We start from the raw sequence: 20,154 nt of genomic DNA on the forward strand, positions 1-20,154 counted from the left end.
CTTATGAAGGATGGGTTCGTGTGTCTCTTCCACCTAACGTCGTTGTCGCCGTTGGGGCAGCGGTTGCGCGCGCGGGGAAGGTCCTGGCGCGTAAGCGTCCCCGACTGCTCCCGGTCTACGACCGAGTCGTCCGCTGTGCCGTCGCTCGGCCACCGTCCTTCTGGCTCGCTCTCCATGCCGCGCTGCCCGAGGACGACGCCGCGTTGCACCACCAACTGCTGGAACTGAGGCAGGCCGCGGGGCTACCCGAGACGGTGAGTGCGCTGCGGGTGAGCCCGGTCAGGCTTGGTCTGCTGCGCGCAGGGCCCGCGCCAGCCACTCCAGCTCCTCCGTCGCGTCGGGCGCCGAATCCTGCCCGCGCACGCGGGCGACAAGCCTGCGGTAGCGCTCCGCCCCCGCCTCGATCCCGGCCTCCAGGCTGCGCAGCACGGCGGTCCGATCGGCGTCACCGAACAGCTCAGGCAGCACCTCGGCCGCCTCCGGTCCCTCGGGGTCGACCCCGCGTTTCCTGACCTCCGCGACGGTCTGCACGACCTGCCTGGCCCACCAGATGGACGCCCCGGGGGGACGATGCTGCCCCGGTACGGGTGTGTTGAGCTCCATCCAGGTGCGCAACCGGGCGCGAAAGCCGGGGTCCCGCACCAGTTCAGCCAGTTGGATCCAGGCGTCGACCTGCTCGGGTGTGGGATCGTCGGGCAAATCGATGCTAAGGGTGCGCAGGCGGTCACGCAGGCGCGGCTCGACGTCGAGACCGCCGAACACCTCCTCCTTGAACTCATCGATGATCTGCTTGCGTTCGGCGGCGGAAAGCCGCGCCAACCGGTTCATCAGTGCTGTCTCCTCAGCAGTCGAACCCCGTTTCGATACGGTGGACAGGACCGCCCGGCTCACCTTGAGCGAGCGGATCTGCGCGTCGAGCGCGGCCACGTGCGCGTCGGCGACCTCGGCGACCGTGGTCCGACCGCTCAGCACCCGGCACACGTCGTCGAGCCCGAGGCCCAGCTTCCGCAGAGTGCGGACCAGCTCGACGCGGGCCACGGACTCTGCGCCGTACAGCCGGTAACCGCTCGCGGAGCGTGCCACGGGCGGCACCGCTCCCTCGTCCGACCAGAAGCGCAGGGTACGCACCGAAAGTCCGGTGCGGTGCGCGAGCTGGCCGATGGTGAGCACGTCGGGGCGTTCGTCGTCCATGGGCGAGATCCTGGACCCTCCAGTCGCTGGAGACTCAAGCGCCCGGGCACTTCGAGCCGGTGGATCTTGACGTCGAAGGGTTTTCTGCCGCTTGCCGTGGCGGTCACGCAAGTCCACAGGAGCCCGTGAGGACCGGCGGCAGCCCTGGCTCACGACGATGTGCGCGAGCGAGAATGTGAAACTGCGCGGGCAACGGTTCGCCCGCCGGCGGGCCGGTCGGTGATGCGCTGAGCACGGAGACGCTGCACACGCAGTGCTGGCACCTTCGCCTCACCGGCGACCTGGCTTGTCGCCGGTAGTGACTGGTGCGTGCCCGGGCTTGATGACGTCGTCTCCACTCGGACCAGCTGAGGTGGTGGGCCACGTTGGACAGCGGCTGGACGACGAGCGTGATGACCAGGTGCTGGATTTCGTTGCAGGTCAGCGGAGTGAGGTCGTCGGAGGCCGGGCGGGTGTGTTCGACGGCGAGGAAGGCGTGGGCGAGCATGGCGAGGGTGACCCAGCGGACCCGGTGGGCCCCCTTCTTCACATCGCCGGTCTCGTCTACGACCAGCACCGCGGCGTCGTCGTGAAGGTGCTCGACGACGTACTCGCGGACGTCATCGCGGACGGCGTCGGCATCCCAGACGGCCCGGCACAGCGGAGCTGCATGCCGTGCGGACTCGCTTCCCCGGCCCACTCCACGATCGTCCAGCAGTTCTTGCATGGCAGGTCCGACAGCAGGCCCACCACCAACCTCCCAACCCGCGACGGGGTTTGTACCGGGCGAACCGGCTCGCGATCCGGCCCATGGCCACCTCGAACGCCTCCCGTCACCGGGCGGGATCTGTGCTGTGACCTGCGGCCTCCGTCTCATCGTCAGTCCACACAACTCACGATGATCGACGGTGGCCATCTTCGTCTGCCGACCTGTTGCAGTTCTTCGAGAGTGGACTCCCCACTCTGTGCTTCGGCACTTCCCCACACCTGCTCGCCGATTCCCCGCCCAAGGTGAGCGACTGTCTGAGTGCGGCGGTCGGCAGTACTGGGTGATGGATCGACCAGGATTGCCATGGCCGGGGCCGCGGGTCTTATCGGAAGGCAGCGATGTGGCGCTGAGCCCACTCGGCGAAGGTGCGGGGCGCGCGGCCGAGGACCTGCTCGACGTCAGGGCTAATGCGCTGCTCGGCAGGGGTGGGCTCGCCGAGGATGGTCAGCGTGGTCTCGATCACGGGCTCCGGCATGAACTGCTGCATCTGCGCGCTGGCCTCGTCGCGGGTCTGCTCGATGAACCGGATGGGTTCGCCGAGTGCGTCGGCAATGGCCCCGGCTCGCTGGCGGGGAGTACTGAGGGCGGGCCCGGTCAGCTCGTAGATCCGCCCGGCGTGGCCGTCCTCCCGCAGGGCCGCAGCGGCGACCTCCGCGATGTCGTCCGGGTCGATGGTCGGCAGGCCAATGTCGGCGAACGGCGCGGCGATCTCCCGTCGGGCGCGGACCGACTCGGCCCAGGCGTAGGCGTTGGAGTCGAAGCCACCGGGCCGCAGGAGCGTCCAGTCCATGCCGGACTGCCGGACGGCGTCCTCGATGGAGCGTCCCGTGCCCCCGTGAGAGGCCGACTGCGGCCGGGTCGCGACGCCTTGAGACGACAGCAGGACGACACGTCCGACGCCGCCGGCCTGGGCGACGTCGAGGATGTCCCGTGGGCTCAGCAGGTGCGCACTGGGGCCGCCGCTTTGCAGGAACAGCGCGTCGGCGCCCTCGAAAACGGGCCGAAGGCTCTCAGGATCGATCAGGTCCGCCTGCTGATGCCGGACGCCCTCCGGCACGTCCGCGTCCGAGATGCCCCGGGAGGTTGCGGTCACCTGCTCGCCGGCTGCCGCGAGGGCCTGCACGAGCGAACGGCCGACGTTACCGGTCGCCCCCGTCACTACGATCATGAACAACTCCCGTGTCGATTCAGCATGGTTGTCGTCGCCCGAGCGGGCGAGGCCGCCGCGGAGAAGGCTGCTCTCCGAGCGACACGGGGACGCTAACACCGTCGGTATAGTAGGTACCTACAGGAAAGTGACTATGCTGAAGGGATGCGTATGCCCGGCAACGCCACCTGGACGGCCCCCACTGAGATCGATCCGGAACTCGCCTGTCCGGTCGGCCCGGTCGTGGACATCGTGTTCAGCCGGTGGACCACGCCGATCCTGTGGACCCTCAACACGCACGGCCGGCAACGGTTCGTCGAGCTGGAACGGCGGATCGCCAGGATTACACCGAAGGTGCTGACCCAGCGGCTGAGGCAACTGGAACGTGATGGCCTGGTCGTGCGCACGTACCACCCAGAGGTCCCCCCTCGGGTCGAGTACGAGATCAGCGACCTCGGACGCAGCCTCGCCCCGCTCTTCGCGCATCTCGCCGAATGGGCAGCCGGCAACCTTGACAAGGTCGAGCAGGCCCGTCACGACTACGACACCGATCCGGCCCGGTAGCGCGTCGGCGAAAGGCCGATCCTTGTTGAAACTTCTGTCACCTGGTTGATCCCGCAAGCAATGGGGCGAAGAGCAGGGCAGCGAGTTCAAGAGCCTGCCCGACCCTGCTCAAGGCCGGGTTCACGCACGACGGGAGCGCCGATGGGCGTCGCAGAATCGCTCTCCTGACGGCTGCCGCTGGTGTGGCGACGATCCGGGTCACTACGGGTCTCAGTGGGTGGCGTCGGCCGGGGCGTACAGGAAATCCCGGTGATAACGATCATGGTCGGCTAGCTGGAGGCGTCGGCCATCTGCTGTTCGTGGTGGTGCTTGAGCGCGTCACGGGCCGCGAGGACGTCGGCCGGGGCGAACTCGCTCCAGTACACGTGCGTGACGATCGCCGTGGCGAGTTCGACTTCCCGCGCCCGTAGCCGGGCGATCTCCGCCGCGTCCTGGGTAGCCGGGGGAGGCGGGGCGGGATGAGCGCCGCCAGGCGTTCTCGGGTGTCTCCCACGCGTCCCAGCGGTTCGGTCGACCACAGCACCCGCCGGTAGACCGTCTGCAGATCAGCGCGGACCTGACGGAGTTCGTCCTGGGCGTCGGTCAGGTCCTGGGGGAAGTCGTACGAAGCTGCCACGAGGCAAGGGTGCTGCTGTTCGAACCGTGCTCCGGCTCGGCGCGCAGCGACATCTCCTGCATCAACTCTTGCGCCAGCCTCGCCGACGCCGACGCCGCCGCATCCGTGTACGGAGCAGAGGCGTCAGCTCCTGGCCTGCTCCGCACAGCGTGCACAGCCGGGTCCCCGGATGCTCTGCCGCGTCCAGGGCAACGGTCCACAGCGAGCAGCGGCGCACCATGTGGCGCCTCCTCGCAGTCCGGTGCGTGCAGGACAGAGCAGGCCGGGCCCGAGCCCACCGGGCCCGCCCTCCCCGCGGCCGTCGCGCACCTTCGCCAGCACCCAGCCCGAAGGCCGACGCTTCCCGAGGATCTCTGGGACCACCGCCTGTGGTAACCGTTCCAGCTTCTCGGTGAGGACCTGGTCGTAGTCGACGCCTTCGACTGGCCGGCCGTGGTCGGGGGCGCGCACCCACCCCCCGTACTCCGCTGCCTCCACCCCGCTGTCCAACTGGTGGATGGCAGTATTCGCAGCGTGTGCTATTCGCACCGCAGGTCTTTCAGCGGATCAGTTGGCCTCGCAGCCGATGCCGTCACTGTCCCGGTCAAGGCGGTGCGGGTCGTCGGGGCCGACCCAGACGGGGCCTGACAAATCCGAGCAGTCCACGTCCGGGGCGCCAGCGGGAGGCCCGTCTGGAACCATCACCCCCTGACGGTTCCTCGACCACGGACCAGGCGGAACCGGTGAACCCTTCGCTGCCCTCCTCAGGCCGGGAAACGCGGGCTCGAACACGGCAGCCGACCACATCACCGCCGCCCAACTCGCCCTGGCTCAGCTGCCAAAGCACTACCGGCGCGGGCGGCAGACCCTGATCCGCACGGACTCCGCCGGCGGCACCCACGACTTCGTGTCCTGGCTCGCCCAGCGGGGGCGCTGGCTGTCGTACTCGGTCGGCATGACGGTCACCGAAGCGATCCACGAACACGTTCTGAAAGTCCCCGCCTCGGCTTGGACACCGGCCGTCGAGACCGACGGTGAGGCCCGTGACGGGGCCTGGGTCGCCGAACTCACCGGCAAGCTCCTGGACGGCTGGCCCAAGGGCATGCGACCGATCGTAGCTCGGCCTCCGACCAGCCATCTTCTTGGCGCGAACCTGTCTATCGCGGCCGGCGGGTGTTCCTGCGCACCTACGCTTCGTTCCATCGGGGTGAGCCACGCAGATCTCCGCACGTGGCCACGGCGCCGGGTCGATCGTGGCTCGACCAAGACCGGGCCGGGACGGTGCTGACTATGCCTGGAAACCATCCGGACCGAGCCGGCGGCCGGGACCCGGGAATCATTGCGGTACTCGGTGCGTTCGTTCTTAACGGCGCGCTGCTTGGCTCGTGGGCCCCTCGGGTGCCGGCGTTGGCCGCGCAGATCGGTGCGGGCGAGGGTGCGCTGGGGCTGTCGCTGTTCGGTGCCAGCGTAGGTATGATCGCCGCTTCGATTCTCGCCGGTCGGCTGTGCGCGGCGTTCGGTGCTCGCGTCGTGATGACGGTGGCCGGCGTTGCCGGGTCCGCGATGCTTCCGGCTCTGGGACTGGCGAGGTCGCCCGCGACGCTCGGCCTGCTGCTGATCGTTCTCGGCGCCATGGTCGGCGTGATGGACGTGGCGATGAACGTGGCCGGTGTGACAGCGACCCGGCGGACCGGCCGGTCGATTATGCCGCTGTTCCACGCGGCCTTCAGTTTCGGCACGCTGGCCGGTTCGGTCGGCGCTGCGGTCGCGGCCGGACAGGGGTTGGCGCCGAGCCGTCATTTTGTCATCGTCGCGGTGATCTGTGGCGGCGTCACCGTCGGCATCGCCCGCTGGATTCCCGTCGAGGAACTACTGAGGGTGCCCGCAGAGAGCTGGCGCGCCGGGCGGGCACCGTTCAGGCGGCCTGCGCTGTGGCTGCTCGGCGGCGTGGCCCTGTGTGCCTCGATAGCTGAAGGAGCGGCCGCGGACTGGTCGGCGCTGTTCGGTGTGCAGGAGCGGGGTCTCAGCGAGGCCACCGGTGCCCTGATCTATTCGTGCTTCTCGGTCACCATGGCGTGCACCCGCTTGTGCGGTGAGGCGATCCAGGGTCGTTGGGGCGCACCACGGATGCTCATCGGGGGTGCGGTGATCGGTGGACTGGGGCTGGTCACCGCGGTCGTGGCGCCGTCGTCGGCGCTCACCTTCGCCGGCTTCGCTGTCGCTGGTGTCGGTTTGGCGTACGCGTCACCCGTCGTCATGGAGTTGAGCGGCGCGGCCGGGCGACGGGCCGATGGGGGCGGTGGTGAGCGCGAGGTTGCGTTTGCGACAACCATTGCCTACAGCGGGTTCTTGCTCGGTCCTCCGATGGTGGGCGGGGTCGCCGAGCTGGCCAGCCTGCCGGTCGCGCTTGGCGCTGTCGCGGTGCTCGTGTTGTTGATCGGCCCGCTGACTATGGCTGCGGGTACTTTCCGGCGCCGGGAGTTGTCGTCGGCTGCGGAGTCAGCGGCGAACCCCGCCCGGGGCACAGCGATCCGGCGCAAAATGGGCTGAGCCGCCGTCACGGTCGTGCGGAACCGGTGGGGCATCAGCTGGACGCCGCCGTGAAGCGGCGCTCACGCCGACGGGATGCCCCAAACGAGGAAGCCGGGTAGAACGCCGTGACCCGGCACCGCACGGGTCAGGCGGTCAGGGCCTGTTCGACGGTGGAATGGCAGCCGATGACCTCGTCCAGGCCGACGATCTCAAGGAGCCGCAGCACCGACTCCTGGGCGCCGGCAATACGCAGCCACCCCCGAGCATCACTCATCCTCTTGTGGGCGGCGACGAAGACGTTGATACCGCTGGAATCCATGAAGGTCACGCCGCTGAGGTCCACCACCGTCCGCGGCGGCGTCGCGCCGCCGTAGGACAGCAGTGCCTCGCTGAGCATGTCCTTGACAAGGTGGTCGATCTCGCCGCGCACGGTGACCACCCGGATGCCGTCGATGGCGGTGTGGCCGATCGACAGCTGGCCGGGCCGGGCTGCTCCGTGTGTGTCTGTCACCGTTTCCTCAACTGCGCTCGCTGATGGGACCTCAAGGTCCCGGCACGATAGCGCGCCGGAAGCCTGCCTCGATGCTACGGCGAACACGCGTGCGGCCCGTTATGCGGTTCTCACGGGACATGTGAGGCAGAGTGCCGGGTACACGCAGGACGTGTGAAGGGGGAACTAGGGTGGACCCGGCTGAATCAGTCCCCGGGGGTGAGGGCAGCGTGATGCCGGACTCCCCTCAGATACAGGACACCGTCGCCCTGGACGGCGATGGGCACGTGATCGCTGAGGCACGCCACCGGGCCGTGGACTTCCTCACCCGTGTCCAGGCGGAGCACGGCCTGCCGGTGTCTACTCGCGCGATGGACCTGACCCAGCTGGTGGTCAGCGAACTCGTCACCAACGCCCGCAAGTACGCCCCTGGCCCCGTGCTGATGGAACTGCGCGTCATTGGCGCCGTGGTGGAAGTGGCCGTGTGGGACAGTGATCCCGTCCTGCCGGTGGCGCGGGCCGCCGATGCGGGCAGAGTCGGTCAGCACGGCCTGGAGATCGTCATGGCCGTCGCGCAGGGCTTCGAGGTCCAGCGAGAGCCGGTCGGCAAACGCATCACCGCCCGCATCGCCCTGCCCGACGACCCCGGAGGGGACGTCGCCGGACGCCGCCCCCAGTAGCAACCGACCTCCCCTCTTGCCCCACCTTCCCTGAAGGCCTGCCGCAAAGCGGCGCGCTGCAGGGGGCGAGGTCGGGCGGGCGCGGTGCCAGCGTGCGGGGTGCCGCCACCGGCCGGAGGCGTCGCGGGCAACAGACCTGGGCTTGTTCCCACTCGATTCTGAGTCAAGTCGAGGCGTGTTGCCTGGCTTCGTCATCGTGTGGTTGTCGGCGGGAGCGGCCTCGCCGACTCCACAACCCGCCGTGCTGTGTCGCCCGGGGCACGAGCGCGACCTTCTTTGATCCACGCGCAGTCGATCGACTGAGCCGTCGCCTTCGCAATGATCACGGCTGCCATCGAAGTCTTCGGTTTGTGGCGGCTCACTCGTATGACTCGCTGGGGTGTTGCGTTCTGATCAGGGCGCCAAGCAAGTAGGGGGAAATCCAGCAGATCGTCGGCCCGAACGTAAAGGTCGTCAAAGCGTTCAACACCACCCTCGCCGGTCCGTTGACGACAGGCGAGGGCCATGACTCCCCACTCGACGTCCTGATCGCCGGAGACGACTCGGCCGCCAAGGACAAGATCGCGGAATTGGTCCGCTCCGGCGCGATGCGCCCGTTCGACGTTGGACCCCTGCGAAGAGCTCGGGAGCTGGAGGCCATGGGATTTCTTCATATCGCCATCCAGCAGCCCCTCGGGCTGAACTGGCAAAGCGCGATCAAGATCCTGCCCTGACTGTCCAGGGTGTGGGTGAGGAGGTGGCGGGCCATGCGCCACCCCAGGGCGCAGTGGTGCCTCACCGATCGCTGCGACTGTCGTGGCCGACAGCCCCGGTTGGGCTGCCGAGCACGGCGCCGGCGTGTGCCCGGGCTGTCGGATCACGTCGGGACCTGATCACACTCGCCACGGTCGTGACCGTGAGCACTGCGCCGATGACGGCCAAGGAGACGGCCGTGCTGATCTCGGGGATGCTCGATTCGATGCCGTGACCCCAGTGCAGGACGCCAACTTGAAGTTGCAGGTCAAAGGCCTGGTGTGACCGGTTCTCGGGGTACTCGCGCTGGTCATGGGGGGCTGTCTGAGGAGTAGATCGTTTGTCAGGGGTCGGTTTGCAGGTTCCTGCTCGCTGTGTCCGGGTGGCCTTCTACGATCCGGTGCATGGATCCCGAGTTGTTGGAACGGATCACCGCGCGGCGCGCGGAACTCGATGAACGCGAAGAGCGACTGGCCAAGGACTGACGGAAGTAAGGGCCGAGCGGGACGAACTCGCCGTCGCGAACGCGTCCTTGAGCGCGTGAGCGAGCAGCTAGCCGACGAGCACGCATCGGCCGCGCCGGTATCCGGCCAGGTGGGTGGTCGGTCGGTCACGCTGATCCCGCATCGCGCGCCGGACGTGGAGGAGAGCACGCTCCCGTCGGACTACCAGCGCATCCTCGCCGCCGTGCGGCAGGCTGCCGGACCGGTCATGGCTCGGCAGGTCGGTGAAGTGGTGGGCGTGGACGTCAGCGTGCGGGCCAAGCTGGAACCGCTGCGCGGGAAGCTGGTCAGACTCGTTGATCGCGGCTGGCTGCGCAAGCTTCCCGACGGCCGGTTCACCACCCGACTGTGACCTGGGACGCCGCCACCCGCAGCCGTGCGGCACGGGCGTAACCGGGCTGCCCTCGGCGGCCGGTGAAGCTGTGTGACGAGAACCGAAGCACGCACCGAAGACAGCTGCCCGCTTGTCTACCAATGCCGTCTGTCACTGTCCACGAGCACCGTCAACCACCTCGCCGACGTGCTGCGCCGCCACCTGAAGGCGATACGGTCCCGGTGGCGGATCCTGCCGCCAGGGAAGATCGCGGTGATCGTCCTGGCAGTGCTGCGCCATGACCAGCGCTTGGCCGACATGGCTGGCGGCAACAACGTCTCCGAGTCCACCGTCCGCCGCTGGCGCGACGAGCTGATCGGACTGCTCGCCGCACAGGCCCCTCGCTTGGACCGCGCCCTGAGGAAGATCGCGAAACGGGGCGGTGAGGTGGTCCTGATCGACGGCACCCTCATTCCCACCCAGCGCCGCACCGGAAGAGCCGACCGACGGAACTACTCCGGTAAACACCGCCGCCACGGCCTGCACTTCCTCGCCCTGACCGACGAGAGAGGCCGCCTGATCTGGATATCCGCCGCCCGGCCCGGCCGCACCCACGACATCACCGCCGCCCGCCACGACCACGTCGTGACTCACCTGCGCGCCGTCGGCCTCGGGGCCCTCGCGGACCTCGGCTTCCGCGGCCTGGACAACGACATACGCGACCCTGTGATCGTTACCGGCTTCACCGCGACCCGCGCCCACAAGCTCACCACCGGTCAGAGGGTCGCCAACCGCGTCCTCGCCACCGGCCGCGTACCGGTTGAGCATGGTTTCGCCCACCTCGAGAACTGGCGGACTCTCACCAAGCTCCGCGCGAACCCCGTCCGCGCCACCCACCTCCTGCGCGCCCTGCTCGCCCTGACGAACCTTGAAGTCAACCGGTGAGCTTCTTCATTAACGTCTGCACTGACCACCCACGACAAAAGGTGTGGCCTCGGTTGCTTGTTGCTCGGTACGGTCGCGGCCATGGCGACCGTGGAGGCTCCGGGATGGGTGGTTCAACGGGCGGGCACGGGTGACGTGGCCGGGCTCGCGCAGGTTCCGCGACGGACAGTGTCCGTCGCTGACGAACCGGAAATGACCAAGCGACTCAGCAGGTGAAGAGCGGATCCGTGTCCACCATCCCGACGGCCCGCAAGAGCGGACGAGCCTGGGCCCTGCTACTCGTCCTGTGCGGAACGATCTTCCTCGAGGGCAGCGACGTCGCCATGCTGGCCGTTGCCGTGCCCACCATCCGCGCCGATCTCGGTCTGAGCACCAGCACCGCGGCGTGGGTGATGAGTGGCTACGTGCTCGGCTACGCCGGTTTCACCCTGCTCGGCGGCCGCGCCGCCGATCTGCTGGGCAGGCGGCGGATGTTCCTCACCTGGCTGGGCGTTTTCCTGGTCTTCTCCATGCTGGGCGGCTTCGCGACCGACGGCTGGATGCTGGTCGTGGCCCGGTTCATCACCGGCGTGGCGGCGGCCTTCATGACTCCCGCCGCCATGTCGATCATCACGACCTCGTATCCGGAGGGGCCGCAGCGCGACAAGGCCCTGCTGGTCTTCGCCGGAGTCGGCGCCGGCGGCTTCTCGCTGGGCCTTGTCATCGGCGGGCTGCTGACCGAACTCGGCTGGCGCTGGGTGTTCTTCGCCCCGATGTTCCTGGCCGGCGCCATCCTGCTCGCGGCGCTCAGGCTGCTGCCGGCCGAGGCCCGCCCCGAGCCCGCACAACAGGGCTACGACCTGGTCGGCGCGGCCACCGCCGCCGCCGCGATGCTGCTGCTCGCCTACGGCATCGTCCGGCTCGAGCACCGCGGCGAAGGGCTCGGGCTGACCCTCGGCGCGCTCGCCGCCGGGCTGGCGCTGGTGGGGGCGTTCATCGTGATCGAACGGCGCGCCAAAGCGCCGCTCGTCCGGCTGGAGATCTTCCGCAAAGCCGCGATGGTACGGGCCGACCTCGGCGCCCTGCTCTTCCTGGGCGCGTTCTTCGGCTTCCAGTTCATCGTCACGCTCTACCTGCAGGAGCTGCGCGGCTGGTCCTCCCTGCAGGCCGCGATCGCGCTGATCGTCATGGGCTGCGACGCCGTGCTGGCGCCCACCCTCACCCCGCGCCTGGTGAACCGCTACGGCAACAGCCGGGTGATCTTTGGAGGCTTCCTGCTGGCGATCGTGGCCTACGGGCTCTTCCTGTTGGTCGAGATGGACTGGTCCTACGCGACGATGTTCCCGAGCCTGATCATCGCGGGCACCGCCTTCGCCCTCGCCTACGGTCCGCTCACCATCGCGGCGACCGACAGCGTGGCCAAGGAGGAGCAGGGCCTGGCCGGCGGGCTGCTGTACACGTTCACCCAGTTCGGCTCAGCGGTCGGGATCTCCGCAGTGACCGCAGTGCACGGGATCGCTGCGGCCGGCACCGATGGCTCACCGGACGCGGTGCTGGACGCCTACCGCACCGCCCTCGTAGTCCCGGTGGTCATGGTGCTGCTGGGAACGGCGGTCTCCGCCTTCGGTCTCCGCAGCACCAGGACCGCCAGCCAGCAGAAGAGCGCGGCGCCCGCGGCTCGCGACGAGGTCAACGACGGCGTTCCAGGGTAAGGCCGACGACGCCCCACACCGAGTCCATCACGCCTCCCCCGTACCAACCACCGCTTCCGTACTGCCGCCTAGTTTGCCTGACGGCCACGCCGCCCCCAGGCATCCCATGGCACGGTGATCAGCGGAAAGGGAATGCGATACAGCTTTGGCAGATGATCTACTTCACAGTCTCCAGTCCACGACCAGCGCGAGCACCCCGGAATACCGTCACACCAGCCTTTTGACCAGCGACTTCAAGTTGGCGGAGGCTCAGTGCAGGACATCCCGGCATCCGGTGCGCGCACCCGATATCGGCGGTGCGCTGCATCGCCCGCCGCGCGGCGGGCGATGCAGTTCATGGTGCGCACCGTGCGCGGACCGACGATGTTGTGCACTCGCCACCTGGCGCGGTGCACACCAAGATGGCGCGCGTTGGCCGCCGCAGCCACCCGGACGATCCGAGTGTCAGCGGACGTGAACGTTCCTGGCCTCCTGCACAATCCCCTCATGGAGCCGCTGCCTGTTCCGTGCCCCGCCCACCTCATCCCCGTCGCCAGTGGCACCGGGGCCTTCCACAAGGCATACAGGCAGGCCATGGCGCACAACGCCGTGTTCATCGCCATCGAATCCGAGGGTCCACGGTGGACCGTGAAGGCAGACACACTCACCGCCGGGTCTGGACACGTTGTCGACGACACCGTGAACGACGCCATCCGGGCCGCGATCGTCCGCCTGGTCCACAACCGTGAGGCCGGGACGGACGCCTACACAGGACCGGTTTACTTCATGATGCACGACGTGCCGAGCGAGGGACGAGCCCGCGAACTCGCGGCCGCGCTCCACGCTGCCCTGTACGGAGACCTGGAACCTCTCAACAGCGCCGTCCCTCCCACCTCCTGACCCGAACAACAGAGGCCGCACACACAACCGCGAGCCTGCGGCAGAGGAACACAACTCAGCGGCCGAGTTCGCAATCAGCGAGTGACTCGCCTGCCAGCCACCCCGTGTGCGGCAGGCGGGCAGTGGACGCCACGGGTGCTGCCGGGCCGGGCGGCGGTATCCGGATCAGGCGGCCTTTCTCGTCGGTTCAGGGCGAGGAAGTGCAGGCCGTGGCTGCGGTGCGTTCCAGAGCAGTTCCGCCGGTCAGCCTTGCCGGTGCGGCGTTGGGCGCGGATGAGGGTGCCATCGATCAGGACCACTTCGCCGCCCTGCTTGGTGACCTTCTTCAGGGCACGGTCCAGACGCGGCGCCTGGGCGGCGAGCAGCCCGATCAGCTCGTCGCGCCAGCGGCGGACGGTGGACTCGGACACATCGTTGCCGCCGGCCATGTCGGCCAGGCGCTGGTCGTGACGCAGCACGGCTAGGACGATCACCGCGATCTTCCCCGGCGGCAGAGTCCGCCACCGGAACCCACTCGCCTTCAGATGGCGCCTGAGCGGATCGGCGAGGTGGTTGACGGTGTGCGCGGACAGCGGAAGACGGCACTGGTAGATAAGCGGGCGGGTGTCCTCGGCGTGCTCCTTGGTGTTCGTCACACGATTCCAACGGCCGCCGATTGCACTCTGGTTACGGTCGTGCCGCAGCGCTCCGAGTGGCGGTGTTGCTGGTCACAGGCGGGTGGTGAACCGGCCGTCGGGCAGTTTGCGGAGCCAGCCGCGATCGGTGAGTTTGATCAGCTTGCTGCGCAGCGGTTCCAGCTTGGCCTTCACGCTGACATCCACCCCCACCACCTCGCCGACCTCGCGGGCCATGACCGGCCCGGCGGCCTGTCGCACGGCGGCGATGATGCGCTGGTAGTCCCATGGCAGGGCATCCTCCTCCACGCCCGGCTCGCGATGCGGGACTAGCATCACTGCCCGGCCACCCACCTGCCCCGGCATCGGCCAAGGGATGGCAGGCTGGTTTCGCTGTGGCCTCACAGACCGACGCAAGGAGGGCTGAGGAACGCTCCTCAGCCAGCTGCTCGGTCACCCGTTCAAGAACGCGTTCGGCGACGCCGAGTTCATCCCGCTCGGTCCGTACTTCCGCCAGCTGGTCAACCAGCTGCCCTTCGAGTTCATCCAGCTCCGCTTGCCGCGCGGTAATCCGTTCCAGCAGCTCGGGATCCAGCATGCACCGGATCGTAGAAGACTCCCCGGGCACTGCGCGCAGGAATCAGCGGTACGGGGAGTGTCTGGTGGCCACCCCGGCTGAGGTGGATCTTCCGTAAATGCACGTCGGGTTATCGCGCATGAACGGTGATCAGCGGGGCGGGAGGGAAGTCAGAGCGAGGTCCCACTGCTCAGCCGCGTGAAGCAGCGCCGCAGCGTCCATCCTGACCTCCACGACGTACTGGTGGATGCCAGCCCGGTCGTCACCCTGCTGCCATGGGGGCGCTGCCTGCAAGGACAGATGAATGCGAATCACCGCGGCCTCACCCTCGCTCCGGCCGGCGAGACTGAGGGCCACGAGCGGCTCAATGAACGAAACGTCCGGTGACAGCTCGCCTTCGGCATCAGGTGCGGTTACGGCCACCGCCCCCGCAGCCACCGCGCGCAGCCACACGGCCACCTCGCGTGCCTCACGGGTGAGCAAAAACGGATCGACGAACGACCAGCTGCCCTCCGGAGTCGTCACTGTGCCAGCAATGACCAGCCAGTTGTCGTCGAACGAGTCACCCCGGACCGCGGCGAACTGATAGCGCACGGGGCGGAAATCGACACTGCTTGCGGGATCACTCAGGAACACCGAGCCAGAATGTCATGTGCTGAACAGGCACAGTCAGTGAGTTACGTCCTTGGCCAGCAGGACGGACTGCCTCCCAGCCCAGGTGCACCGGTCAGAGCACCCGCCTGGACTGCCTTCCGTTTCAGAGACAAGCCCGGCGCCGTCAGATGAACTCGTCCGTGGACTCCCGCCCACGACCAGCGTGAGCACCCCGAGGGTCAGCCACAAGCCCTTTGACCTGCGGCTTCAGGTTGGCGAAGCCTCACTGGGTGAGCACCGGTCGGGTTCGGGAGTGCGGTGCATCGTGCACGACGTATCGCGCCGCGCGCGTCCGAGCCGTGCACTGGTGCGGCGGCGGGGGATTTGAGTACATCGCCGGGCTGGGACGCACCGCACCGCCGGGCAGTGCGCCGCATCAGGTGCGCACCGCCCCGCGCGGTGCGTTCGACGATGCGGTCCGGTGCGCGACGGTATGGGCTGGTCAAGGCCGTGAATTCAGCCGGACAGAAGCGTTATGCCGCCAACGATCAGGGATCGGGTCACCGCCTGGAGTGGGTCGGGCTACACAGGTCGGCGGACGTTCGTGCCTGATGGGGAGGGCTGGCCGGGTGGTTCTGACGATCAATGTGGCGGTTCTGCTGGCCGTCATCATCATCTTGAGGCTGCGTCGGCGTACACAGGCCCGAAGCCGGAACGACGAGAAGCTGACTGTCGTCATCGTGCTGGTCTTCGGCGTGCTGATCGCTCCTACGGCGTTCGGCCAGGGAATCCTGGACGTCGTCGTCCAGCTGGTGCAGGGCGTTTCCCAGTCAGGTCGCTGAACCCTTGCGGCCGGGTTGCCTCATGTGGTCCTGGTCACGGACGAACCGTTTGGACAAGAGGATGGTCAAGGGTCAAAACGGACACCGTGCGGGCGGCATGGACAGACCGCAGACAAGGGGCGCTTTCTCACGGTGGCTTCGGCCCGTACGCCTGGCGCGTGCGGGCCGGACCCTGTCACCGATTCTGGCCGCGTCCGGCCGTGAGAGACGGAGGACGCGATGACCACCGCCCCCAACCCGCCAACCCTGCCGACCGGGTCGGACGGCGCTGCGACGCCGGCCCCGCTGTGAGCCACACGGCAAGCCCCGTTCCCAGCCCCACAGCCCCGAGCCGCCGTCTGACCGTTGTCACTGATCAGACCCCCGATTCGCCCGCTCCGGATGGTTGCAACTCCTCTTCTCCCCGTACCGATGTACCTGGAGAAGCGTCCCGGGCCCGCAAGGCCGCGGCGACGAAGGCCGGAGCGGATATCCGAGGCGAGGTCCTGCTCACCCTCGCCCAGCTACGCCTTGCCACACCCCGCCAGCTCAAGGCACTGCTGCTGCCGCACCAGCATGCCACCGACCACGTCCGTCGCGCGCTGCGCAACCCTGCTGGACGAATCCCCGGCTCTGGTCGGCAGGACCCACCGCGCCCAGCAGAGCTACTGGTACTGCACCCCGGCGGGCCTCGCAGAAGCCGCAGCCTCCGGTGAGCTCGCGCCGACGGCCGGCCGGACCACCGGCAAGCGCATCGCCTCCAGCAAGACGGGCCTGCGTGAGCACGGCCTCGCCCTTGTCGACACCGTCGTCGCCTTCCACCAGGCGGAGGTGGCCGACTATGCGGACTGGCAGGTGGAAGTCCCCCACCCCACCCCAGCCGGGAACCTGGTGCCCGACGGAGTGGTGTTCCTGGCACGCGGCTCCAGCGCGTTCGTGGAGATCGACCGCACCATGTCCTACGCCCGCCTGGTCGCCAAGCTGGAGCGCTACGACGCCTACCGCAACGCGCCGCCGTCCGGGCGCGGGAACGCCGCCCGCGCCCCGCGCAGCCACTGGCAGGAGACCTACGCCGGGCCCTCCATGGACCGGCCCTTCCCGCCGGTGCTGTTCGTCTTCGCCCCCGCCCCGCGCCGGGCGGCCCCGGCAACGGGGGAGGCCGCCTTCCACGATCGCGCCTGCCGTCTGTCGATCGAACGTGAAATACCGGATGATCGTGGCGACCACGACCCTGCCCCTGCTGACCCGGGAAGGGGCCGATGGGCCGGTGTGGTGGGTCGTCGGCAACGGCTGCGGCGAGAGCCGCTGTTCCCCGGCCGCGCTGCCGAAGGCACGGTGAGCATGGTGGGCCCGGCTTCCGGCCGGGCCCACCATCCGCAGCCGGGGATCGGAACGCCCTGGAGGGCGGACACCTTCACCGCGGCGGCGGCCGCCCACCTGCTCGGTGATCTTGGTCGGCAGGGTGTCCGGGATGCGTGCTGATCTTCTTCCTGACGATCTATGGGAGCGGGTGGCCCCGCTATTGACGCCCGCTCCCGAACGGCGGCGACGCCACCCCGGGCGGTTGCGTGTTCCCGACCGAGTGGCACTCGCGGGCGTTCTGTACGTGCTGCGGACCGGTGTCGCCTGGCGCGATGTCCCTGCGGAGACAGTGGGATGCTCCGGGGTGACGGCCTGGCGCCGGCTGCGTGACTGGACCGAGGCCGGCGTCTGGCCCCGCCTGCACGCCTCCCTGCTGGCCGAGCTTCGCCGCGCCGCTCTGCTGGACCTGGACGACTGCTCTGTGGATGCATCGCACGTCCGGGCCCTCAAAGGGGGACCATGTCGGCCTCTCGCCCGTCGACCGTGCCCGCCCCGGCTCAAAGCACCATCTGATCGTCGACCGTCACGGAACACCGCTCGCCGTTACGCTCACCGGCGGCAACCGGCACGACATCACCCAGCTCCTGCCGTTGCTGGACGCAGTCCCACCGATTCGGGGTCTGCGGGGACGTCCCCGCCTCAAGCCACGGCGTCTGTATGCCGACCGGGGCTACGATTTTGACAAGTACCGCCGCCTGCTGTGGAAGCGGGGCATCAAGCCGATGATCGCGCGACGCGGCGTCGCCCACGGTTCCGGATTGGGCCAGGTGCGCTGGGTGGTCGAGCGCGCATTCGCCTGGCTGCACCAGTTCAAACGGCTCCGCACCCGCTACGAACGACGCGCCGATCTCCACCAGGGCCTGCTTGAACTGGCCTGCAGCCTCATATGCCTCCGCCGCCTACGAACCTCTTCCTGAGCGATCAGCTGGCTACGCCGAACCACCCCGGCCGCACCTCGGCCAGGAGCGGTTGCAGCGACTGCACTGCGGATCGCAGTTCGTCGTCCGTGACGTCAAGAGGCTCCGGCAGGCTCAGCCCATACCCGCGCAGCCGCCAGAGATCGAAGATTTCCCTTCCGCCGGCTTCGAAGTCCACATCGACCTCAGTGTCGTTGTCGCTCACGAAGCGGCACCCTGCCCCATGAACCTTGTAGGAGTATGCGCCAGCGTGCCCACTCCGGCTGATGATGCGGCTTGAACGGACCAGACCGAGGACATCTGACAGCCGTTGAAGCGAGGGGATTTCTGCTCTCATGGCCTCGTTGATCGTGTTCAGAGCGCGGACATAACCGAGCACGAGGTCTCGTGCAGCCTCAACCCGTTCCATACGGCGTCACCCCCTGAGTCTGTGGCTGACGGGATTGTTCCATGGGGCGCCAGCGTCGCCGAAGGAACGGCATTCTGAAACGATCAGTAAATGACTGGTCACCATGGCTCTCTGTGTCTCCTCGAGCCCGAGGTGGCGAAGGCTTGGAGGGCAGCACATCGTGGAAGAGGGGCCAGATCAGCGAGGGGAGACGATGATGGCTGAGGGCAAGCTCCTCGCGAGGCGGGCTGGGGTTGTCATGGCGGTGGTGGCGTTTGGCGGACTTACGGTCGGTACGACTGCGCAGGACATCGAGGCCCTCCCCGCGAAGGAGATCGCAGAGAAAGCGATCGATGCCAGCAGGAACGCGGATTCCTTCCGGATCAACGCCAAAGGCGTGAGCGATCTGGGCGACTACCGAATGGACGTGTCCATAGAGAAGCAAGGCGATTGCCGAGGCACGGACGAGACCGACGACAGATCCGCCCAGTTCATCAAGATCGGTGATACCACCTACACGATGGGTAACGACGCCTTCTGGCGTAACTACGCAAAGTGGTGGGATAGCGACGATCAGGCGGAGCAGCGCATGGTCGAGACCATGCAGGACCACTGGTTGAAGGCCCCTGCGGGAGCCGACGCACTTGGTCTTGTTCGGTGGTGCGATGTGGACTACTGGCACCACGGCCTGAAGACGGGTGGCCTGAAGAAAGCTGGCACCGCTGAGGTCGATGGTCAGTCGGCGATCACCCTGACCAGGGAACAGGCTGGGGTCACCGACAGGTGGTACGTCGCAGCCGAGGGTCAGCCGTACATTCTGAAATACACCAGCAGCGGTGGCGACTACCCCTTCGAGTCGACGGTGAAGGACTACAACAAGCCGATCGCCGTCAAGGCGCCGCCCGCTGATGACGTCATCGATCTCAACAGGCTCCGGGAGCTGTTCTGACCTTGCCGCTTCGTCGAGGCCAAGGCCGCCCAGTGCGATGCCTCCCCGGGCAGCAAAAGACCCCAGGCCACACAGCACGCCCGGGGCCATGCCCACCAGCCGTAAGCTATTTGTTCTTCCTGTTCGAGGGCCCGTGACCGGGGTGTTCGCCTCATCGGGGCGCTCTACGTCGGACACAAGCCCGCGGTCCGCTACGAGGCAACAGTTCTCGTCGCAGCCATCAACGAGTGGCTGTGACCTGCACATTCTCAACTCGCCCTTGCTGCCTTCGCTCTCCGTGGATCTGCCGAGAGCAGAACGTGAACTTGCCTCGGCGGTCGGGCCGCCATAGTGGGCAGATGTCGAACGACGATCACACCGAAAGTCTCCGCGCAGCCGAACGGCGCCTGCAAGCCGCCCAGCTCACCTCCAATGTCGATGCACTGACCGAGCTGATCGACGACACGGGACAGTTCACCGGTCCGGACGGAAACCTCTACTCGAAGCGCGACGACCTACGCGCTCACGAGACAGGCCACCAGGTGCTGACCCGCCTCGAGGAGGAGGACCTCCGGGTGTTTGCTACGGCGCACACCGGAGTCACCTGGTTCCTCGGCACGCTGGAGGGCTCCATCGGCGGGCAGCCACTGGTCGCACGGATGCGTTATACCCGAACCTGGACCCGTGACCAGGCAGGCTGGAAGATCATTGCGGCTCACGCCACGTTCGTTACCGAAGGGCTCCTCGACACCGGCGACGGCACTCACGGCGGCTGAGCCAGCGGTTAAGAGCTGGGCAGATGGACCATGGTGTTCCTCGCGGCCAACGGCATCACACTTTGATACGCGCCCTAGGGGGTGTCGTCAAATGATCTTCGGTCGGGGATCATGGTCGGGTGATACGTCGCCATGAACTGTCCGATGCCGAGTGGGCCTTCGTGCAG

The 20,154-nt window shown here is 68.0% G+C and carries 20 protein-coding genes and 4 pseudogenes; 15 read left to right on the plus strand and 9 right to left on the minus strand.

Going from position 1 to position 20,154, the window contains the following annotated elements; translation table 11 throughout:
- Positions 1-20: 20 nt before the first annotated feature.
- Positions 21-263, plus strand: a pseudogene (locus tag ACZ4YY_RS35025) (DUF6308 family protein); the annotation flags it as partial.
- 16 nt (positions 264-279) lie between these two features.
- Here ACZ4YY_RS35025 and ACZ4YY_RS35030 read toward each other — a convergent pair.
- The 3 genes and pseudogenes from ACZ4YY_RS35030 to ACZ4YY_RS35040 form a co-directional block, all read right to left on the minus strand.
- A complete protein-coding gene (locus tag ACZ4YY_RS35030) occupies positions 280-1,191 on the minus strand; it encodes a helix-turn-helix domain-containing protein (RefSeq protein ID WP_468299107.1) in 912 nt (303 codons plus the stop codon).
- Positions 1,192-1,474: 283 nt separating this feature from the next.
- Positions 1,475-1,982, minus strand: a pseudogene (locus ACZ4YY_RS35035) (transposase); the annotation flags it as partial.
- Positions 1,983-2,261: 279 nt separating this feature from the next.
- Complete coding sequence (locus ACZ4YY_RS35040) at positions 2,262-3,107, minus strand: NAD(P)H-binding protein (protein WP_468299109.1); 846 nt, start codon at positions 3,105-3,107, stop codon at positions 2,262-2,264.
- 144 nt (positions 3,108-3,251) lie between these two features.
- Here ACZ4YY_RS35040 and ACZ4YY_RS35045 point away from each other — a divergent pair, with 144 nt between their 5' ends.
- Positions 3,252-3,650 carry a winged helix-turn-helix transcriptional regulator gene (locus ACZ4YY_RS35045; protein WP_468299110.1) on the plus strand — a complete coding sequence of 133 codons (399 nt, stop codon included), beginning with the start codon at positions 3,252-3,254 and terminating at the stop codon, positions 3,648-3,650.
- Between the two features lie 677 nt (positions 3,651-4,327).
- Here the strand turns inward: ACZ4YY_RS35045 and ACZ4YY_RS35050 are convergent.
- A pseudogene (locus ACZ4YY_RS35050) lies at positions 4,328-4,752 on the minus strand (DUF6233 domain-containing protein); the annotation flags it as partial.
- A gap of 189 nt (positions 4,753-4,941) precedes the next feature.
- Between ACZ4YY_RS35050 and ACZ4YY_RS35055 the strand changes: the two are divergent.
- Positions 4,942-5,368, plus strand: a pseudogene (locus tag ACZ4YY_RS35055) (transposase); the annotation flags it as partial.
- 167 nt (positions 5,369-5,535) lie between these two features.
- On the plus strand, positions 5,536-6,795 hold the full coding sequence (locus tag ACZ4YY_RS35060; RefSeq protein ID WP_468299112.1) for an MFS transporter: 1,260 nt from the start codon (positions 5,536-5,538) through the stop codon (positions 6,793-6,795).
- Between the two features lie 127 nt (positions 6,796-6,922).
- Here the strand turns inward: ACZ4YY_RS35060 and ACZ4YY_RS35065 are convergent, their stop codons facing one another.
- The gene (locus ACZ4YY_RS35065) at positions 6,923-7,288 is read right to left on the minus strand and encodes an STAS domain-containing protein (protein ID WP_468299114.1); all 366 of its coding nucleotides are present in this window, start codon (positions 7,286-7,288) and stop codon (positions 6,923-6,925) included.
- Between the two features lie 212 nt (positions 7,289-7,500).
- On the opposite strand from ACZ4YY_RS35065, the gene ACZ4YY_RS35070 reads away from it, so the two are divergent.
- From ACZ4YY_RS35070 to ACZ4YY_RS35095, 6 genes are all read left to right on the plus strand, one after another.
- Entirely contained in the window at positions 7,501-7,947 is a 447-nt protein-coding gene (locus ACZ4YY_RS35070; protein WP_468299116.1) for an ATP-binding protein, read from the plus strand.
- Positions 7,948-8,432: 485 nt separating this feature from the next.
- Positions 8,433-8,660, plus strand: coding sequence for a hypothetical protein (locus tag ACZ4YY_RS35075; protein WP_468299118.1), 228 nt, complete (start codon positions 8,433-8,435; stop codon positions 8,658-8,660).
- A gap of 559 nt (positions 8,661-9,219) precedes the next feature.
- Positions 9,220-9,534: a hypothetical protein gene (locus ACZ4YY_RS35080; protein ID WP_468299120.1), complete on the plus strand. Its 315-nt coding sequence runs from the start codon at positions 9,220-9,222 to the stop codon at positions 9,532-9,534.
- 72 nt (positions 9,535-9,606) lie between these two features.
- Positions 9,607-10,440 carry a transposase family protein gene (locus tag ACZ4YY_RS35085; RefSeq protein ID WP_468299122.1) on the plus strand — a complete coding sequence of 278 codons (834 nt, stop codon included), beginning with the start codon at positions 9,607-9,609 and terminating at the stop codon, positions 10,438-10,440.
- 227 nt (positions 10,441-10,667) lie between these two features.
- Positions 10,668-12,131, plus strand: a complete 1,464-nt coding sequence (locus ACZ4YY_RS35090) for an MFS transporter (protein ID WP_468299124.1) — start codon at positions 10,668-10,670, stop codon at positions 12,129-12,131.
- A 486-nt stretch (positions 12,132-12,617) separates the two neighbouring features.
- Positions 12,618-13,010 carry a hypothetical protein gene (locus tag ACZ4YY_RS35095; protein ID WP_468299126.1) on the plus strand — a complete coding sequence of 131 codons (393 nt, stop codon included), beginning with the start codon at positions 12,618-12,620 and terminating at the stop codon, positions 13,008-13,010.
- 74 nt (positions 13,011-13,084) lie between these two features.
- On the opposite strand, the gene ACZ4YY_RS35100 is transcribed toward ACZ4YY_RS35095, so the two are convergent.
- The 3 genes from ACZ4YY_RS35100 to ACZ4YY_RS35110 all read right to left on the minus strand — a co-directional run bounded on the left by ACZ4YY_RS35100 (position 13,085) and on the right by ACZ4YY_RS35110 (position 14,837).
- Positions 13,085-13,645, minus strand: coding sequence for a transposase (locus ACZ4YY_RS35100; RefSeq protein WP_468299127.1), 561 nt, complete (start codon positions 13,643-13,645; stop codon positions 13,085-13,087).
- 72 nt (positions 13,646-13,717) lie between these two features.
- Positions 13,718-13,960, minus strand: a complete 243-nt coding sequence (locus tag ACZ4YY_RS35105; RefSeq protein ID WP_468299129.1) for a hypothetical protein — start codon at positions 13,958-13,960, stop codon at positions 13,718-13,720.
- A gap of 391 nt (positions 13,961-14,351) precedes the next feature.
- Positions 14,352-14,837, minus strand: coding sequence for a WapI family immunity protein (locus ACZ4YY_RS35110; RefSeq protein ID WP_468299131.1), 486 nt, complete (start codon positions 14,835-14,837; stop codon positions 14,352-14,354).
- A gap of 587 nt (positions 14,838-15,424) precedes the next feature.
- Between ACZ4YY_RS35110 and ACZ4YY_RS35115 the strand changes: the two genes are divergently transcribed.
- The 3 genes from ACZ4YY_RS35115 to ACZ4YY_RS35125 all read left to right on the plus strand — a co-directional run bounded on the left by ACZ4YY_RS35115 (position 15,425) and on the right by ACZ4YY_RS35125 (position 17,895).
- Positions 15,425-15,637, plus strand: coding sequence for a hypothetical protein (locus ACZ4YY_RS35115; protein WP_468299133.1), 213 nt, complete (start codon positions 15,425-15,427; stop codon positions 15,635-15,637).
- A 555-nt stretch (positions 15,638-16,192) separates the two neighbouring features.
- Positions 16,193-17,098 (plus strand): replication-relaxation family protein, encoded by a 906-nt coding sequence (locus tag ACZ4YY_RS35120; protein WP_468299135.1) that lies wholly within the window; start codon positions 16,193-16,195, stop codon positions 17,096-17,098.
- Positions 17,088-17,895, plus strand: a protein-coding gene (locus ACZ4YY_RS35125; RefSeq protein ID WP_468299137.1) for an IS5 family transposase whose coding sequence is annotated in 2 segments (ribosomal slippage) — positions 17,088-17,428 and positions 17,427-17,895 — 810 coding nt in all. Because the reading frame shifts where the segments join, the coding sequence is not laid out codon by codon here. The genes ACZ4YY_RS35120 and ACZ4YY_RS35125 overlap by 11 nt, the downstream gene beginning before the upstream one ends.
- Before the next feature lie 4 nt (positions 17,896-17,899).
- Here the strand turns inward: ACZ4YY_RS35125 and ACZ4YY_RS35130 are convergent.
- Complete coding sequence (locus tag ACZ4YY_RS35130) at positions 17,900-18,304, minus strand: DUF6896 domain-containing protein (protein WP_468299139.1); 405 nt, start codon at positions 18,302-18,304, stop codon at positions 17,900-17,902.
- Between the two features lie 196 nt (positions 18,305-18,500).
- Between ACZ4YY_RS35130 and ACZ4YY_RS35135 the strand changes: the two genes are divergently transcribed.
- Entirely contained in the window at positions 18,501-19,232 is a 732-nt protein-coding gene (locus ACZ4YY_RS35135; RefSeq protein ID WP_468299141.1) for a hypothetical protein, read from the plus strand.
- A 338-nt stretch (positions 19,233-19,570) separates the two neighbouring features.
- Positions 19,571-19,987: a nuclear transport factor 2 family protein gene (locus ACZ4YY_RS35140; RefSeq protein ID WP_468299143.1), complete on the plus strand. Its 417-nt coding sequence runs from the start codon at positions 19,571-19,573 to the stop codon at positions 19,985-19,987.
- Positions 19,988-20,154 lie beyond the last annotated feature (167 nt).

The organism is Streptomyces sp. NPDC030143 (assembly GCF_055573695.1).

Coding starts and splice junctions, on each gene's coding strand:
- ACZ4YY_RS35030 (WP_468299107.1), bottom strand. CDS start 1,191: ATGGACGACGAACGCCCCGACGTGCTCACCATCGGCCAGCTCGCGCAC.
- ACZ4YY_RS35040 (WP_468299109.1), bottom strand. CDS start 3,107: ATGATCGTAGTGACGGGGGCGACCGGTAACGTCGGCCGTTCGCTCGTG.
- ACZ4YY_RS35045 (WP_468299110.1), top strand. CDS start 3,252: ATGCGTATGCCCGGCAACGCCACCTGGACGGCCCCCACTGAGATCGAT.
- ACZ4YY_RS35060 (WP_468299112.1), top strand. CDS start 5,536: ATGCCTGGAAACCATCCGGACCGAGCCGGCGGCCGGGACCCGGGAATC.
- ACZ4YY_RS35070 (WP_468299116.1), top strand. CDS start 7,501: ATGCCGGACTCCCCTCAGATACAGGACACCGTCGCCCTGGACGGCGAT.
- ACZ4YY_RS35095 (WP_468299126.1), top strand. CDS start 12,618: ATGGAGCCGCTGCCTGTTCCGTGCCCCGCCCACCTCATCCCCGTCGCC.
- ACZ4YY_RS35105 (WP_468299129.1), bottom strand. CDS start 13,960: ATGCTAGTCCCGCATCGCGAGCCGGGCGTGGAGGAGGATGCCCTGCCA.
- ACZ4YY_RS35120 (WP_468299135.1), top strand. CDS start 16,193: ATGCCACCGACCACGTCCGTCGCGCGCTGCGCAACCCTGCTGGACGAA.
- ACZ4YY_RS35130 (WP_468299139.1), bottom strand. CDS start 18,304: ATGGAACGGGTTGAGGCTGCACGAGACCTCGTGCTCGGTTATGTCCGC.
- ACZ4YY_RS35135 (WP_468299141.1), top strand. CDS start 18,501: ATGGCTGAGGGCAAGCTCCTCGCGAGGCGGGCTGGGGTTGTCATGGCG.
- ACZ4YY_RS35140 (WP_468299143.1), top strand. CDS start 19,571: ATGTCGAACGACGATCACACCGAAAGTCTCCGCGCAGCCGAACGGCGC.